We start from the raw sequence: 16,698 nt of genomic DNA, 5'->3' as shown, positions 1-16,698 counted from the left end.
TCATAAAAAAGGAAGTAAATCTATGACGACCAAACATTTTGATGCGACTCCAACTCCAAATGAGCCAATTAAGCTGGATAATATCTCAACTGAAAAAGTGAAAGAAGTTTGGGAAAGTTATGAAGCGAAACCTGAATACAAAGAATTTAATAAGCATGACATGATTGAAGCCATGCAAAAAAATGAAGAAGATAAAAAGTCGGAGAATTAAAAAAGCGCCCAACAGATGTTGTGCGCTTTGCTCTTGGAAATTTGAGCGTTTAATTATTTAAGTAATGGCGGTACAGCTTCGTAGTTGATTTCTACACGACGGTTTTCTTTCCAAGCTGCTTCATCATGGCCAGGATTAATTGGCATCTCTTTACCATAGCTCACAGCTTCAAGCTGATTGGGGTTTACACCATTTGTCACTAAATAGCTTTGTACTGCTTTGGCACGACGTTCACCCAATGCCATATTGTACTCACGTGTACCACGTTCATCGGTATGGCCAGTTAGAGCAACTTTTGAATTGGCATTTGCCATCAGGAACTGGGCATGAGCCTGTAGGGTCTGATAATCCTCATTGCTCAGATCACTGCTATCATAGTCAAAGTATACAACACGTTTTGCTAAATAAGCACGATTCGCTGCGGTAACACCTTTAGCTGAAGCACCAGCCATATTCTGTGCATTTAATGCCGCATCTTCACTTAGACCGGTTGTGTTAACACTCGTACCCGCTGTAGTTGGAGTGGTAGTGGTCGTAACATCTGAAGTAGGTTTACGGTTGGCACAACCAGTAATAACTAGGCTGGCAGCCAGTAAGGGAAGAGTTAAATATTTTACTGCGTTCATCTTAATCTCCATGAAAAAATTGTTATAGCCAGTTAAATTATTTGGGTGCCCAAGCAGGCTCACGAACTTCGCCTTGTTCACTTGGCAGATTCATCCGGAAGCGCCCATCAGTTGACATAATTGCCAGTAATCCCCGGTTACCTTCACGGGTAGCATAAACGACCATCTGGCCATTTGGAGAAAAACTTGGAGATTCATCCAGACTGGTTGGGGTAAGAATGTTGGTAATGCCAGTAGCAATATCCTGAATGGCAACTTTATAGTTACTTCCGGCTGGGCGGTGTACCAGTGCGACTTTTTTACCATCTGCACTTAAGGTACCGCGCGCATTAAATGCACCTTTAAAAGTCAACCGCTTGACTGAGCCATCTGCAAAGCTATAACGGTAAATCTGTGCTGAACCGCCACGATCTGAAGTAAAAATAAAAGATTTACCGTCTGGTGCATATCGGGCTTCTGTATCGATGGCAGAATCATTAGTCATACGTTTAAGCTGACGGGTATTCAAATCCATCTGGTAAACTTCAGGGTTTCCATGCATAGACGCTGTGAAGAGCATAGACTGTCCGTCTGGAGAGAAACTTGGTGCACCATTAAGACCACGGAAACTGGCCAGTACTTCACGTTGCCCAGTAGCCAGATCTTGCACATAAATCGCAGGGCGCTTGGTTTCAAACGAGACATAAGCCAGTTTTTTTGCATCTGGTGTCCAGGCTGGAGACAGAATCGGGTCACGTGAAGAAAGGACAGTACGCGGCTGTTCACCATCAGTGTCAGCGATCTGTAAGGTATAACGCTGTTCTGGGGTTGCCGGATTGCGCAGTACATAAGCAATACGGCCACTAAAATCACCAGGAATACCTGTCAGTGCCTGATAGATTGCATCACTGATCATATGGCCAGCCTGACGTATACGTGAAGCGGGTACAGTTAAAAGTTCATTTAACAGATAAGTCTGCTTCTCGACATCATAAAGCTGGTAATGCACTTCATACGAATCACCTGCGACAGACTTGATACTACCTGTCACTACATAAGGGATTTTAGTCGCTTGCCAGCTTTGCGCATTAATATTATTGAGTGCAGCGCTAGCCGGAAGATTTTTTGATGAACTAGTAAAGCGCCCTGAACGATTCAAGTCACTTTCAACTATTGGATAAATAGACTGATCATTTGCAAAGGGTACTATTGCTATTTTAGGAGCTTCTTCAGGAGCCTTTGCAATTTCAAGGTGTAACTGGGCAAAAGCTGTAGTGGTGATGGCCGGACTAAAAACAGCTGTTAAGGCAAAGGCTAAAAGAGTTTTACGCGTCATATTCATAATCGCAGGGCGCTCAATTCCATGATTCTGGGGTATGGGAATGCTAATTTGTAACATGATGACATAATTTAAATCTATTTAAAGCATGTAAATATGACTATCTCGTGAGAAGTCAGAACCATCTTATAACTAAAGAAATAGATACCCCAAGTTATAGGTTTCAGAAAATTATAAAGAGTAAAATTAATATATTGATATTAAAATCAAAATAACCCAATCCTATCGATAAAAAATAAAACTCGGTCAATTTATTTAAACACCCTCAAAAGAGGGTGGTTTTTTTATTTAGCAGTAAATGTAGAGGTAAAGGTACGTGCTTCACGTCGTGCATCGGCATCAGATGGCATTGGATAAGGAGCGGCTGCCCTTACCGCAGCTTCTACACTGGCTTTCATATCTGGGTCACTTGAATTCACTACCACTGAGAGAACAGCTCCACTATCACTTAAAGTTACACGTGCTGTTGCCTTGTTACCAGAAGAGCCATTAGGTATATCCCAAGCACGTTTAATTTTATTTTCAAAATCACGTTTGGCAGATGAAGCAATTTTTTTAGCTTCAGCTTTTTTATCAGCCGCTTCTTCAGCTGCTTTTTTTGCAGCTGATGCTTTCGCTTCAGCCTCAGCCCGGTCTCTGGCATCGGCATCGGCTTTGGCTTTTTCAGCAGCATCCGCTTTGGCTTTGGCCTGCGCATCAGCTTTGGCAGCAGCGTCAGCTTTTGCTTTGGCCTGCGCATCAGCTTTGGCTTTTGCAGCAGCGTCAGCTTTTGCTTTGGCCTGCGCATCGGCTTTGGCTTTTGCAGCAGCGTCAGCTTTTGCTTTGGCCTGTGCATCGGCTTTGGCTTTTTCAGCAGCATCGGCTTTGGCTTTTGCAGCAGCGTCAGCTTTTGCTTTGGCCTGCGCATCAGCTTTTGCTTTGGCCTGTGCATCGGCTTTGGCTTTTTCAGCAGCATCCGCTTTTGCTTTTGCAGCAGCGTCAGCTTTTGCTTTGGCCTGCGCATCAGCTTTGGCTTTTTCAGCAACGTCAGCTTTTGCTTGTGCATCAGCTCTAGCTTTTTCAGGAGCTTCGGTCTTTTGTTTAGCCAATGCTTCAGCTTTAGCTCGTGACGCGGCATCTGTTTTTACTTTTGCGTCTGCTTGAGCTTTTAATTTTTCTGCCTCTGCTGCTTTCGCCTTTTCTTCTGCACGTTTTGCAGCTTCAGTTGCCTGTAGTGAAGCAGAGGTTGTAGCAGGAACTGGAATAACAGGAGCTGGTTCTATACTTGGCTCGGCAGTTTGCGTAATTTCGGTTGCCTGGTTTTCATGTACGGTCTCTACAGTATCCGTCTGTTCTAGAGGAACAGGTTCAGGCGGGGGGAGATCCTCAGGTTTAATAAGTACAGTTTTAATTTGTTTAGGAGCTTCAGGCGGTGTACTCATACCCAAATAAAGCAAGCCGACCACAGCCACCAGATGTACGCCTAGCGTAAATCCAATTGCTACTGCTTTTTGTTTAAAAGGAGGCTTTTTAAAATCTTTCATAAAATTACTTTAATGGTTCGGTCAGTAAACCCACTTGAGTTAAACCGGCTTCCTGAAGACTGGACATCAAGGCTATGACATCACCGTAAGGGCGGGTATTATGTCCACGGATCACTACATTGAGCTGTTTGTTGTCTGCCTCAGCCTGAGTCTGTGCTTCAGTTAAAATCTGGGTCAGCTGAGATAGCTCTAGAGGCTCTGCCTTATGCTGTTCGTATTCTAGATAGTAATGACCATCTTTATCTAGGGTAACCATGGCAGGTGCATCTTTAGATTCAATCGGATTACCATTAGCTTGTGGTAAATCTACATTAATGCCACTGGTAATCATTGGAGCAGTTACCATGAAGATCACCAGCAATACCAGCATGACGTCGATATAGGGCACGACATTCATATCACTTTTTAAAGGTTTTTTGATCCGCTCAAAGCGTCCGGAACGTTGAATAGCCATTATTCAGCTTCCTGTGCAGGACCCACAGACTGACGTTGTAGCAAGGCTACCATTTCTTCGGCGAACAGGGCACGGTCTGAGTAAAGTGCTTCACCTTTAGCTGTAAAGTGGTTAAAAGCCAAGACAGCAGGAATAGCTGCAAACAAGCCAATAGCAGTTGCAATAAGTGCTTCGGCAATACCTGGTGCGACAGTAGCGAGTGTTACCTGGTCAACAGCAGCAAGACCAATGAAGGCATTCATAATGCCCCATACTGTACCGAAAAGACCGATATAAGGGGCAACTGAACCAATGCTGGCCAATGCTCCCAGCCCCTGCTCAAGATTACCTTGGTCACGGCTCAGACCTACACGCAAAATACGTTCGGTTCCCTCAATCGACTGTGTCGTTGAGGCATGTCGTTTACTCAATTTAAAAAATTCGCCCAGTCCCTGATAAAAAATATCTTCCAGGCCTGAGCGTTTTGAGTTGAGCTGGGCGTTATTGTATAGCGTATTCAGCTCGGCACCAGACCAGAACATTTTCTGGAAATGTTCATCATCTTTTTGGGCTTTCTTATGACTCATATACAACTTGGCAATCAGGTACCAGCTATAGATTGAAGCGAGTAGTAGAATCAGCATAACCAGCTGAACCACAGGACTTGCTTGCAGAATTAAATCGGAGATATGCAGGGTTGATTCAAGTTGTGTTGCCATAGAGAAGTTGCCAGTGATTTTTCTAGTCTTGTTCCAGTTCTTTACGGATGAGATCGCGGATTTGCTCTGGCAGCTTGCGCGGCATCATTTTGTCATTCAAGCAGGCCAGTTCGACTTCACCCGAAGCCAGCAAGATTTCACCACGATAAATATTCTGTTGCAACACAAATGATGCAGCTTTACACGAAATAACACGTGCTGTAACAGTGATCAGGTCATCCATGAGAATTGGACGCATGTATTTGACATTAATCTTATGCACCACAAAGTTATAATCTTTTTGGTGCCAGTAATGATCAACACCAGCAGCGCGTAGCCATTCCGTACGGGTGCGTTCCATATAGCGGATATGATTGGCGTGATAAACTATACCGCCCGCATCTGTATCTTCAATATATACCCGAATCTGAAACTCGAAATGATTTGCCATAGATCGCATCCGTCTAAAATACTTTTAGATATTTAAAAACTAAATATCTGGTTTTGCTTTACTTAGGGTAATACTTGATATTTCTTTCTTGACCAGACTTGAACTTATTTCAATACAAGGAAACTTAAACCAAAACATGTAATTCATTACGACTGATATAAAGAAATTGCTATTTTACCTCTGGCTGAAAGAAAGCTTTAAATTGAAAGTCCTACCAAGATACCACCCTGACTCAGGCCCGGATTTTAGCATAGACGTTCTGAACTCAAATGGCACAAGCTGACAATCCTGTAGAGAGCATGCAAATACAAGAAAGCAATTAATTGGCAAAAAGGTTCAGTGCATGCGAGCACTTTGCCAATTGTATAAAAACTGCCTATACCGCACCCTAACTATAAAAATCGTGACACTTGGCTAAAGAAGCATAGATGAACCTGCTAACGGATATTTCCATAAGTTCTAAAAATGTATTTAGCCAAATTTCACATGTAGAAAAATAAATTGGATAAGAGGTGTGCAATGCTCACGCAAGTTGTACGTAAAATCTTTCTCACCCGTAGCGGGAATGAAACTGCATGTAAGCAGCATAATGTAGCGAGTCTGAATATACCTATTCGACATTTTGATTTTAAATTTGATAAAGATGAGCTGGATAGCAAGTTCTATTTTCAGACTGTTTTAGGCAGTGCGTACTGGCAGGCGCTCTCGATTTTTCTGACGTATGGTGAAGACCTGGTTATTGAAACTGCTCGTTTTCATCGTGATCTCGTAATTGATCCGGTCTTAAAACAGAGAGTTACCAGCCTAATTGGACAGGAAGCCATCCATTCAAAAATTCATGAGGAATGGAATGAAATCTTAAAAGATAACCGTTTCCCTGTCACTCTGTACCGTTTTTTGGCAGACAAAGTCTTTGACCATATCTTTCTGCGCTTTCCTCAGCCAATGAAATTATCACTTATGGCGGCTATTGAACATTTCACCGCGGTTATAGCCCAGCATATGATGGTTAATACGGATTCTTCGATTATGGCTATGATGGACAATCCGCTAACTCGTACTGAAGATAATAAGACTATGGCGCTATGGATGTGGCATATGCTTGAGGAGTCTGAACATAAAGATATTGCTTATGACGTTTATCAGGTTCTATCAGGTAATTACTGGTTAAGAGTTTCTGGTTTTGTACTGGCATTGGTTACTATTCTGGGGCTGGTGTCATTAGGTGGCATCATGCTCCCTTATCTGCGTTCACCACGTTATCTCATCAGCCGACGTTATTACAACGATGTCAAAGATAGTTTAAAACTGCTGGTCGGGCGGAAATATGGCGTCTTCGGTAGTAACTGGCATCATGTATTCGATTATCTGCGCCGTGATTTTCACCCGAATGACCATGACACTACTGAGTATCTGGAATTCTACAAAAAATATTTGCTTGATCCGGAGAAAGGGCTGTTAACGCCATACTTTATTAAAGAGTTTGTGCCACCTCTGCGTACAGCTGCAGCTTAAAAATCTTGAATATCGAATATTGGATTCAGCATGAAATTATCAGGTAATAGAAGTAAATCAAGCCAGAATGCCTATGCGGTAGTTACCGGTGCCGGTAGCGGTATTGGACGGAGTTTTGCATATGAGCTGGCTAAACGTGGAGGTGCAGTAGTCTGTGTAGACCTTAACCTGGCAGCCGCACAGGATACTGTTGATCAGATTAAGGCAACTGGTGCGAAAGCATTTGCATTACAGTGCGACGTAGGAAATGCTGAACAGGTAAACAGTGTTGCTGAACAGGCTGAGCAGCTTTTAGGACACCCGGTTACACTTTTAATCAATAATGCTGGCGTTGGGCTGGGTGGCAAGTTTGACGAAGTATCACTTGATGACTGGAAATGGTGTATGCAGGTAAATCTATGGGGTGTTATCCATGGCTGCCATGCTTTTGTGCCAAAATTTAAAAAGCTGGGGTATGGCGCTATTATCAATGTGGCCTCAGCAGCCTCTTATACAGCCGCTCCAGAGATGAGTGTATATAACGTCAGTAAAGCAGGGGTATTAGCCCTCTCTGAAACTTTGTCATCTGAGCTGAAAAAGTTCAAGATTCAAGTAAATGTGGTCTGTCCAACTCTGGTCCCTACCAATATTATCAAGAACGGCCGTATTCCAGGCCAGTACTCAAAACTTGCTGATCATGCCTTGATGAATTATGCATTTACGACCAGTGATAAAGTCGCCAGATTGAGTTTAGACCGGCTGGATAAAGAACAGCTTTATACAACACCACAACTTGATGCCAAACTGTTCTGGCTGATGAAACGAACTTCTCCAAGTCTGTATGCCAAGTTTCTTGGCCTGTCTTATCAGTTTATAAAAACTTGAGAGTATAAATATAATGATGACTGAAGTTAAAACCAAACAGCGCGTCCATAAGAAGAAGCAGTCTGCTAAAAATGATAACCAGTTATATGATACTTTTATTATCGGAGCTGGTATTTCTGGTATTGCAGCTGCCATCAAGTTAGATGAAGCAGGGTTGAATCATTTTAAAATAATTGAAAAGGCAAGTACTGTAGGGGGGACCTGGCGGGAAAATACTTATCCGGGGTGCGGCTGTGATGTTCCTTCGGCACTGTATTCCTATTCATTTGCGCCGAGTACTCGCTGGAGCCATTTATTTGCCAAACAGCCTGAAATATTTGCTTATCTGAAAAATGTAAGTGAAAAATATAATATTCTGTCAAAAATTGAATTTAATCAGGAGCTGGTCAAGGCCAGCTGGCATGAAGACCAGCAAAGATGGATACTGGAAACTCATGAGAGGGTTTATCAAGCTAGAACTGTAATTTTTGCTACAGGCCCTATTACTGAGCCGCAAATTCCCAAGCTTGAAGGACTAGAAACCTTTACAGGAAAGATGTTTCATTCAGCAAAATGGAATCATGAATATGATTTAACAGGCAAGCGCATCGCAGTTATTGGAACAGGTGCCTCAGCAATTCAGTTTATCCCGCAGATCCAACCCTTAGCCAAGGAACTTTTCGTGTTCCAGCGTACCGCACCTTGGGTCTTGCCAAAACCTGATTTACCCTTAGGAAGATATACCAAGACCTTGCTTGCCAGGGCCCCAGTCATTCAGCAGAGATGGCGTCAGGCTGTAGCGGGTTCTCTTAACCTGATTAATTTGGGGTTACGTCATCCTGTATTTTTAAAACCAGTCAACAATGGAGCTAAACAGCTGCTTAAACTTCAAATTAAAGATGCAGTATTACGTCAAAATGTTACCCCTCAATTCTTGATTGGCTGTAAACGTATTCTGTTTGCCAATAATTATTATCCCGCCTTAATACAGCCGAATACCCGGTTAATTCCACACGGACTGGTTCGGGTAGAGGGCAATAAAGTAATTGCAGCAAATGGAGAAAGCCACGAGGTAGATGTCATTATCTGGGGTACAGGATTTGAAGTATCCCATCCGCCGATTGGTCAGCGCGTGATTAATGAAAAAGGACAGTATCTGGCAGATTTATGGAAAAATAGCTCACCGGAAGCCTACTTGGGGACCAGCCTTGAAAGTGTCCCTAATGCTTTCTTGATGCTAGGCCCAAATATTTTGGTCTATGATTCATTTATAGGACTGGCAGAGGCACAGGTACAATATATCGTAAACGGCTTATTGCAGATGAAAAAACAAGGAATCAGTAAGCTCTCTATAAAGTCTGATGTGATTCATCAACATAATATTCAGGTGCAAAAACACCTGCGTAAGACTGTATTTAATAGTGGTGGATGTAAAAGTTACTATCTTGATCAGAATGGCCGTAATTTTGCTGCCTGGCCATGGTCGCTTAAAGTTTTAAAGCAGCGGCTAAGCCGACTGGACTTAAATGATTATGACATAGAATATTTAGAGAATATGCAAGAAACTAAACGCTCTGCATAAAACTCTAACTGAGCATTTTTTAAGATCATATTTTGGAACCGTGATTAACCCGGCTTAGCACACCGGGTTTCTCTATTTCTAGCTTATTCTTAATGTTTTGGTTCTGGTGGGGTCATACCGAACTGCAAGTAAGCCATATTGGTCGCGATACGGCCGCGCGCAGTACGCATGGCATAGCCTTGCTGAATCAGATAAGGTTCAATCACGTCTTCTAATGTCCCTGAATCTTCTGCCATTGCTGCAGCAAGTGCTTCTACACCGGCAGGCCCGCCGTCAAATCGTTCAAGTAGCATGCTTAAATACCGGCGATCCAGCGTATCTAATCCATCTTTATCGACATTCAGCATATCTAGCGCGCGCTGCGCCATTTCCTGAGTTACTTCTCCAGTACCTTTTACCTGAGCATAATCACGAACACGACGCAATAACCGATTGGCAATACGGGGTGTTCCGCGTGCACGGCGTGCGACCTCACGTGAACCTTCTTCAGTAATTGGTACATCCATGAGACTGGCTGAGCGCGTTACAATATGTGTCAGGTCTTCTACTGAATAAAATTCCAGACGCTGTACGATACCAAAACGGTCACGCAGGGGCGAAGTCAGTAATCCGGCACGAGTAGTGGCAGCAACCAGTGTAAAAGGCGGCAGGTCCAGCTTGATTGAACGGGCAGCTGGTCCTTCGCCAATCATGATATCCAGTTGATAGTCTTCCATCGCCGGATACAGAATTTCTTCAATTACCGGGGAAAGTCGATGAATCTCATCGATAAACAGTACATCACCTTCTTCGAGGTTGGTCAGCATTGCTGCCAGATCACCCGCGCGTTCCAGTACCGGCCCTGACGTGGATTTGAGATTTCCACCCATTTCCCGGGCAATAATATTAGCTAGGGTAGTTTTACCCAATCCCGGCGGGCCAAAGATTAAGGTATGGTCTAGTGCTTCACCACGACCACGCGCCGCACCGATAAAGATTTCCATTTGCTCACGTACTACCGGCTGACCAATATAGTCATCCAGTGAGGTTGGGCGGATGGCACGATCAAAATGATCTTCTGGTTTTTCTGAACCACTAATAAGTCGGTCTTGCATGAGCTTGTTATCTACTTAATTTATTTCATCATTGACTTAAGTGCAGCACGGATCAAATCGGCTGATTCACTGAAGTCACCTTTTACTGCAGCTACAGCTTTTTGTGCTTCTTGCGGTTTATAGCCCAGTGACTGCAGAGCGGCTTCTGCTTCGGCAATCGGAGAGTTGGCAATGAACTGGATTTGCGGCAGGGCAGTGCTACTGGTAGTTGCTGCCTGTGCCAGTGTTTTGAAACGGTCACGCAATTCAATCATTAAACGCTCGGCAGTCTTCTTGCCAACACCAGGGATTTTAACCAGTGTGTTCAGGTCATCATGTTCAATCGTATGCACCAGCAGTTCTACACTTAAGGTAGAAAGAATACCAAGAGCCATTTTCGGACCAACACCATTAACTTTGAGTAAGGTACGGAAAATAGTTTTTTCCTGGGCATTACTAAAACCGTAAAGTTGTTGAGCATCTTCACGTACTACCAGATGAGTCCACAATGTAACTTTCTGGCCTTTTTGTAATTGGCAAAATGTAGAAAGCGGGGCGTCAATTTCATAACCTACACCATTAACATTTAAAAGTACGGTAGGAGCTTCCAGTGCAAATACTTCACCAATTAAACAACCGATCATTTTGAGTTTATATTCCTGAATTAAAGAAAAGTAGTACGGCGACCCTGTAAGGCTTGGGCCAGTTCATATGCCTGATGATCTGAAAACTTACTGATAATATCCAGTACCTGCATAATGTTCTGGTAATGATCAGTCTGAAAATTGGCCCCAAACTCCTGTAAAATTGTCATCAGACGCCGCTCTTTAAAGCTTAAAGACTTTTGTGGCAATGTTAAAGGAACAAAAGCATCCAGAATGTGCTGCAAGCTCATATGCGCGATAATTTCTAGATCTGATTTCTGCCGGTGCTCAAAAATCTTGTTTCGGGCCATATTCTTGGCAGTTTCTATACCTTCACAAATATCTTTGGGGCAATACTGCAACAAGCTGCCTTTAAGCTGGCCAGTTAAAATTTCAAAATGATGGCGTGCAAAAGCAGAAGTTACTTCGTCTACCAGACGTTTCATGGCCCGACCACGTAAGGCCGCGATTTTTTGCTGCCAGGTGGTATTCTCAAAATTCAGTTCTTCTGGCTGACCATAATCTGCAATCAGATTCAGGAAAATCGGCTCGACTTCTTCATAACTCAGCATATTTAAAATAATGCCATCTTCCAGGTCGATCAGGGCGTAACAGATATCATCCGCCGCTTCTAGTAGATAAGTAAGTGGATGGCGGCAATAATGATAATCACCGAGCTGAATCAGTCCAAGCTGTTCGGCAATCTGCTTTAAAATTTCTTTTTCAGACTGATAGCAGCCGAACTTGGCCCGTTGGTGTGATGGCTGGTCATCAATGCGTTTAGACAGCCAGGGATATTTTAAATAAGCGCCCAAAGTCGCATAAGTCAGGCGCATTCCACCATCATTCGGATGATAATCAATTCGGGTGAGCAGACGCAGTCCCTGTGCATTACCTTCAAACTGACGGACGTCGGCTTCCTGCTCAGGAGTTAATTCTCTCAGCAAGTCATTATGAGATGCATCATCAAACCATTCCCGAATCGCATATTCACCTGCATGTCCAAAGGGCGGGTTACCAATATCATGGGCCAGACACGCAGCCTGAATAATGGCTCCTACATCTGCTGGGGAAATCCATACCGGTAACTCATCCTTGATTTTTTCAGCTGCAAGCATACCCATTGAACGGCCAATACATGATACCTCCAGTGAGTGGGTCAGACGAGTATGGATACCATCATGCTGGGTAAGCGGGTGCACTTGGGTCTTGCGGTTTAACTGTCTAAAGCTTTGCGAAAAAATAATGCGGTCATAATCTTTATGAAAAGGGCTACGGGCCAGTTCTGAAGTACTCTTTTTACTTCCCAGACGCACCGCCGAGAGAAGCTCTAACCAACGCATTTGTTCCATTTATGATTATTCAGTTGATTCAAAACCTGATCATGCCAAAAAATCCTATAATTCGCCAGCCAGAAGCGACAGTAATTGTCGGGCTTGGCTTAGATGTTTTATATTCAGCCGAGCTTGGCCTTTTGGCTGGCAGACAGAACAGTCATTTAAAACTGCGTTTAACTTAAGTCTCTAAAGTATTCATAAAAGCAGTACCCTAATAAATTTCCTAAATATCGCCTCTAATGCCAGATTAGACATCAGAAATAGCTGAAAATTACAGTAAATTTTTATATTTTTAACTCTGGAATAGTTTGAAAATTATACAATATTTAGAAATTACATGAAGTAAGAATATTTATTTTTAATCTGTGAATAGTATGCCTGAACACCGAGATGATAAGAGCTAGGCGAAGGTTAAGCTCTTATTTTTTTAAAATAAAGCGTAGGAAAATGAGCTTTTCATGGCTTTATCACTAGCCCCAAATAGGCTTTCACAGTAGAATATGCGCTCTCTTCAAGTCACATTGCGGCATGGTCGCTCAGGCCTGCCCGTGGAGCCAAAATCAGCATGTTTATCGTGGCCGGTGCACCAGCACATTCTTCTTTCAAGAAAACTCAACTATTATCACGTTTAGCGTCAATTAGTTCTGTTCAATCTTTTGACAGCCAGTGGGTTTATCTGTTTGATCAAGCGCTCAGCGAGCAGCAGCATCAATCTGCTTTGCAACTTCTGAATGATGGTGAAATCTTTGAATTGCGCCAAGTTTCAGATGATGAAATACAAATTCTGGTAACACCACGCGTGGGAACCATTTCGCCATGGTCATCTAAAGCGACTGATATTTTCAAGAACTGTAATGTGCCGGTACATCGTCTGGAACGCGGTATTCTTTATACTTTAAAAGGAATTCCTGAGGTTTCTGCTGATGTGAAACTGGCTCTGCATGACCGTATGACCGAAAGTGTATTTGCTCAGATTGAAGATGCACAGGCGTTATTTAATGAGACTGCACCAAAACCTTTAAATTCAATTGATATTTTAGGGCAAGGTAAAGAGGCACTGGTTAAAGCCAATAATGAGTTTGGTTTTGCCCTGTCTGATGAAGAGATTGATTATCTGACCCAAGCTTTTACTAATATGGGCCGTAATCCGAATGATGTTGAGCTGATGATGTTTGCTCAGGCTAACTCTGAACATTGCCGTCATAAAATCTTTGGATCAGAATGGACAGTAGATGGTGAAAAACAGCCATTATCCTTGTTTCAAATGATCAAAAATACTTATAAAGAATCTCCAACCGATGTTCTGTCTGCTTATAAAGATAATGCCTCTGTAATTGTAGGCTATGACACACAACGCTTTTATCCAAAACAGGATGAAAGTGGTCATTATGTGTATAAATATAAAAGTCAGGCTGCCCATATTTTAATGAAGGTAGAAACCCATAATCACCCAACAGCGATTTCTCCATTTGCTGGTGCAGCTACAGGCTCAGGTGGCGAAATCCGTGATGAAGGCGCAACAGGCCGTGGAGGTAAGCCAAAAGCAGGTTTAACCGGCTTTACTGTGTCTAACCTCAATATCCCTGGCTTTGAACAGCCTTGGGAAGAAAATTATGGTAAGCCATCTCGTATGGCGTCTCCGTTACAAATCATGATTGAAGGGCCACTGGGTGGCGCTGCCTTCAATAATGAATTTGGCCGTCCGGCATTAAATGGCTATTTCCGTACCTTTGAACAAAACGTAAATGGTGAAGTTAAAGGATTTCATAAACCCATCATGATTGCTGGCGGTTACGGCAATATTCGTCCTGACCATGTTGAAAAAGATGCGATTCAACCGGGTGACCTGTTGATTGTACTCGGTGGGCCAGCTATGTTGATCGGTTTAGGTGGTGGTGCAGCATCTTCTGTTGACAGTGGTACGATGGGAGAAAATCTTGATTTTGCTTCGGTACAGCGTGAAAACCCTGAAATGGAACGCCGTTGTCAGGAAGTGATTGATACCTGCTGGCGTCTGGAAGATTTCAACCCGATTGTTTCTATTCATGACGTCGGCGCGGGTGGTTTATCTAATGCCATGCCTGAATTGGTCAATGACCATGAGCTGGGAGCTGTACTTAACCTGCGCAAGATTCCTTCGCTTGAGTCAGGCATGTCGCCAATGGAAATCTGGTCGAATGAAGCTCAGGAGCGTTATGTACTGGCAATCCGTCCAGAATCTCTGCAGCAATTTGAAGAAATCTGTGCTCGTGAACGCTGTCCGTTTGCTGTATTGGGTGAAGCAACGGAAGCACGTCATCTTACGGTTGAAGACCCGCTATTTGCGAACAAACCGGTAGATATGCCGATGCAGGTTATGCTGGGCGGCACACCACGCATGCAGCGTTCTTATGAGACAGCGCCTCGTCAGGGTAATGATTTTGATGCCTCAAAAGTTGATTTAAACGATGCAATTTTCCGTGTTTTGAAAAATCCGACAGTTGCTTCAAAATCTTTCCTCATCACCATTGGTGACCGCTCAATTACCGGTATGGTTGCGCGTGACCAGATGGTAGGGCCTTGGCAGGTTCCTGTCGCTGATGCAGCAGTAACTACCACCAGCCTGCAAGGCTATACGGGTGAAGCAATGGCAATGGGAGAGCGTCCTCCTGTAGCTTTACTGAATCCGGCAGCATCAGCACGTCTGGCAGTAGCAGAAGCAATTACCAACATTGCCTGTGCCAATATTGAACAGATTAGTGATATCAAGCTTTCTGCCAACTGGATGGCTGCAGCAGGCCAAAAAGGTGAAGATCAGGCCCTGTTTGAAGGTGTAAAAGCGATCGGTATGGAAATGTGCCCAGCCTTAGGAATTGCAATTCCGGTTGGTAAGGATTCACTTTCCATGCGTACCACTTGGAATGATAACGGTGAAGATAAAGCTGTAACTTCTCCAATGACCGGTGTGATTACAGCATTTGCACCTGTTGGTGATGTGCGTAAAACCATGACGCCCGAGCTGAAGAAACTTGAAGATTCAGTACTGGTACGTATTGATCTGTCTAAAGGCCAGTTCCGTCTGGGTGGTTCTATTTTGGCACAGGTTTATAAAGCAATCGGTACAGTTACACCAGATGTAGATAACTTTGATGAGTTTAAAGCGTTTTTTGCACTGATTCAGGATTGGAACAACCGTGGCCTGATTCAGGCATATCATGACATCGGTGATGGTGGCCTGCTGGCAACTGTTACAGAAATGATGTTCGCCTCACGTCTGGGTGTGGCACTAGAAGAGCAGTCAGTTGAAAGTCTGTTTGCAGAAGAAATTGGTGCAGTATTACAACTTAAGGCCACTGATTGGGAAGCACTGCAGGCAGAAATTTCCGAGTCTCTACTTAAAGACGCTATCAGCCTGATTGGTTCGGTGAATACGACCGATACTTTAAATGTAAATGGTTTAACGCTAGCACGCTCTGACTTGCAGCAGGCCTGGTCGGAGGTTTCTCATCAGATTCAACGTTTACGTGATAATGTTGAAACGGCAGATCAGGAATATTCACTGATTACCAATGCTGACCATCAAGGTATTATTGCTAAACCAACCTTTGACTTAAATGAGCCAATTGAGGCACCATTTATCAATACGCGTCGTCCAAATATGGCAATTCTGCGTGAACAAGGTGTAAACGGACATGTAGAAATGGCCGCGGCATTTGATAAAGTGGGTTTCAACAGTATCGATGTGCATATGAGTGACCTTTTAGCTGGTCGCGTAAGTCTGGATGAATTCGAAGGTCTGGTAACCTGTGGTGGTTTCTCTTATGGTGATGTGCTTGGAGCAGGTGGAGGCTGGGCAAAATCAGTCCTGTTTAATACCAAGTTGCGTGACCAGTTCGAGCAGTTTTTCCATCGTGAAGAAACATTCTCTTTAGGGATCTGTAATGGTTGTCAAATGTTGTCACAGTTGGCGCCGTTGATACCTGGCGCAGAAAACTGGCCACGTTTTCACCGTAATACTTCTGAAGTATTTGAAGCCCGTACTGTAAACGTACGAGTAGAAAAATCAAATTCTGTAGTGTTAGAAGGAATGGAAGGTTCTATTCTGCCAATAGCCGTTGCACATGGTGAAGGTCGTGCAGTAATTTCTGATAACAGCTTGAGTAGCCTGAATGCTAATGGTCAAATTGCTCTGCGTTATGTCGATAGCCATGGCAACCCGACCCAGCAGTATCCTCTTAACCCGAACGGTTCTCCAGAAGCAGTGACTGGTGTAACCTCTAGAGATGGACGCGCGACTATTATGATGCCACATCCAGAGCGTACTTTCCGTGCGATCCAGCATTCATGGAAACCGGAAGAGTGGAAGGAAGATGGAGCATGGTTACGCATGTTCCGTAATGCTCGCAAGTTTATCGGTTAATTATACACATATAAAAAAGCCACCTCAGGTGGCTTTTTTTTATAA

At 43.5% G+C, this 16,698-nt stretch carries 15 protein-coding genes; 6 read left to right on the top strand and 9 right to left on the bottom strand.

Annotated features, from left to right (window positions below; all coding sequences use genetic code 11):
- Positions 1 to 22 precede the first annotated feature (22 nt).
- Positions 23 to 211: an NF038105 family protein gene (locus ACRAD_RS09830; RefSeq protein WP_005027062.1), complete on the top strand. Its 189-nt coding sequence runs from the start codon at positions 23 to 25 to the stop codon at positions 209 to 211.
- A 53-nt stretch (positions 212 to 264) separates the two neighbouring features.
- Here the strand turns inward: ACRAD_RS09830 and pal are convergent, their stop codons facing one another.
- The 6 genes from pal to ybgC all read right to left on the bottom strand — a co-directional run bounded on the left by pal (position 265) and on the right by ybgC (position 5,260).
- Positions 265 to 837 carry a peptidoglycan-associated lipoprotein Pal gene (pal, locus tag ACRAD_RS09825; RefSeq protein ID WP_005019302.1) on the bottom strand — a complete coding sequence of 191 codons (573 nt, stop codon included), beginning with the start codon at positions 835 to 837 and terminating at the stop codon, positions 265 to 267.
- A gap of 37 nt (positions 838 to 874) precedes the next feature.
- On the bottom strand, positions 875 to 2,158 hold the full coding sequence (gene tolB, locus ACRAD_RS09820) for a Tol-Pal system beta propeller repeat protein TolB (RefSeq protein WP_016801359.1): 1,284 nt from the start codon (positions 2,156 to 2,158) through the stop codon (positions 875 to 877).
- 281 nt (positions 2,159 to 2,439) lie between these two features.
- The gene (tolA, locus tag ACRAD_RS09815) at positions 2,440 to 3,678 is read right to left on the bottom strand and encodes a cell envelope integrity protein TolA (RefSeq protein WP_010699841.1); all 1,239 of its coding nucleotides are present in this window, start codon (positions 3,676 to 3,678) and stop codon (positions 2,440 to 2,442) included.
- Positions 3,679 to 3,682: 4 nt separating this feature from the next.
- Complete coding sequence (gene tolR, locus ACRAD_RS09810) at positions 3,683 to 4,132, bottom strand: protein TolR (protein WP_005019311.1); 450 nt, start codon at positions 4,130 to 4,132, stop codon at positions 3,683 to 3,685.
- The gene (tolQ, locus tag ACRAD_RS09805) at positions 4,132 to 4,830 is read right to left on the bottom strand and encodes a protein TolQ (RefSeq protein ID WP_005027054.1); all 699 of its coding nucleotides are present in this window, start codon (positions 4,828 to 4,830) and stop codon (positions 4,132 to 4,134) included. The genes tolR and tolQ overlap by 1 nt, the downstream gene beginning before the upstream one ends.
- A gap of 22 nt (positions 4,831 to 4,852) precedes the next feature.
- Positions 4,853 to 5,260 carry a tol-pal system-associated acyl-CoA thioesterase gene (ybgC, locus tag ACRAD_RS09800; protein WP_005019316.1) on the bottom strand — a complete coding sequence of 136 codons (408 nt, stop codon included), beginning with the start codon at positions 5,258 to 5,260 and terminating at the stop codon, positions 4,853 to 4,855.
- A gap of 519 nt (positions 5,261 to 5,779) precedes the next feature.
- Between ybgC and ACRAD_RS09795 the strand changes: the two genes are divergently transcribed.
- The 3 genes from ACRAD_RS09795 to ACRAD_RS09785 are packed head-to-tail and all read left to right on the top strand — an operon-like array spanning position 5,780 to position 9,200.
- A complete protein-coding gene (locus ACRAD_RS09795) occupies positions 5,780 to 6,775 on the top strand; it encodes a metal-dependent hydrolase (protein ID WP_005019318.1) in 996 nt (331 codons plus the stop codon).
- Between the two features lie 30 nt (positions 6,776 to 6,805).
- A complete protein-coding gene (locus ACRAD_RS09790) occupies positions 6,806 to 7,639 on the top strand; it encodes an SDR family NAD(P)-dependent oxidoreductase (RefSeq protein ID WP_005027051.1) in 834 nt (277 codons plus the stop codon).
- A 13-nt stretch (positions 7,640 to 7,652) separates the two neighbouring features.
- Positions 7,653 to 9,200, top strand: coding sequence for a flavin-containing monooxygenase (locus tag ACRAD_RS09785; RefSeq protein ID WP_005027050.1), 1,548 nt, complete (start codon positions 7,653 to 7,655; stop codon positions 9,198 to 9,200).
- 89 nt (positions 9,201 to 9,289) lie between these two features.
- Here ACRAD_RS09785 and ruvB read toward each other — a convergent pair whose 3' ends face one another.
- From ruvB to ACRAD_RS09770, 3 genes are read right to left on the bottom strand one after another with little or no spacing between them, the layout of a single operon-like run.
- On the bottom strand, positions 9,290 to 10,294 hold the full coding sequence (gene ruvB, locus ACRAD_RS09780) for a Holliday junction branch migration DNA helicase RuvB (RefSeq protein ID WP_005027049.1): 1,005 nt from the start codon (positions 10,292 to 10,294) through the stop codon (positions 9,290 to 9,292).
- A gap of 20 nt (positions 10,295 to 10,314) precedes the next feature.
- A complete protein-coding gene (gene ruvA / locus ACRAD_RS09775) occupies positions 10,315 to 10,917 on the bottom strand; it encodes a Holliday junction branch migration protein RuvA (protein ID WP_005027046.1) in 603 nt (200 codons plus the stop codon).
- 20 nt (positions 10,918 to 10,937) lie between these two features.
- The gene (locus ACRAD_RS09770) at positions 10,938 to 12,269 is read right to left on the bottom strand and encodes a deoxyguanosinetriphosphate triphosphohydrolase (RefSeq protein WP_005019325.1); all 1,332 of its coding nucleotides are present in this window, start codon (positions 12,267 to 12,269) and stop codon (positions 10,938 to 10,940) included.
- Between the two features lie 2 nt (positions 12,270 to 12,271).
- Here ACRAD_RS09770 and ACRAD_RS16490 point away from each other — a divergent pair, with 2 nt between their 5' ends.
- Positions 12,272 to 12,436 carry a hypothetical protein gene (locus tag ACRAD_RS16490; RefSeq protein ID WP_010699840.1) on the top strand — a complete coding sequence of 55 codons (165 nt, stop codon included), beginning with the start codon at positions 12,272 to 12,274 and terminating at the stop codon, positions 12,434 to 12,436.
- Between the two features lie 383 nt (positions 12,437 to 12,819).
- On the top strand, positions 12,820 to 16,653 hold the full coding sequence (gene purL, locus ACRAD_RS09765; RefSeq protein WP_005027044.1) for a phosphoribosylformylglycinamidine synthase: 3,834 nt from the start codon (positions 12,820 to 12,822) through the stop codon (positions 16,651 to 16,653).
- Positions 16,654 to 16,698 lie beyond the last annotated feature (45 nt).

Origin of the sequence: Acinetobacter radioresistens DSM 6976 = NBRC 102413 = CIP 103788 (genome assembly GCF_006757745.1) — a bacterium.
Classification (GTDB): domain Bacteria; phylum Pseudomonadota; class Gammaproteobacteria; order Pseudomonadales; family Moraxellaceae; genus Acinetobacter; species Acinetobacter radioresistens.
This window is presented reverse-complemented; position numbering and strand designations above follow the sequence as displayed.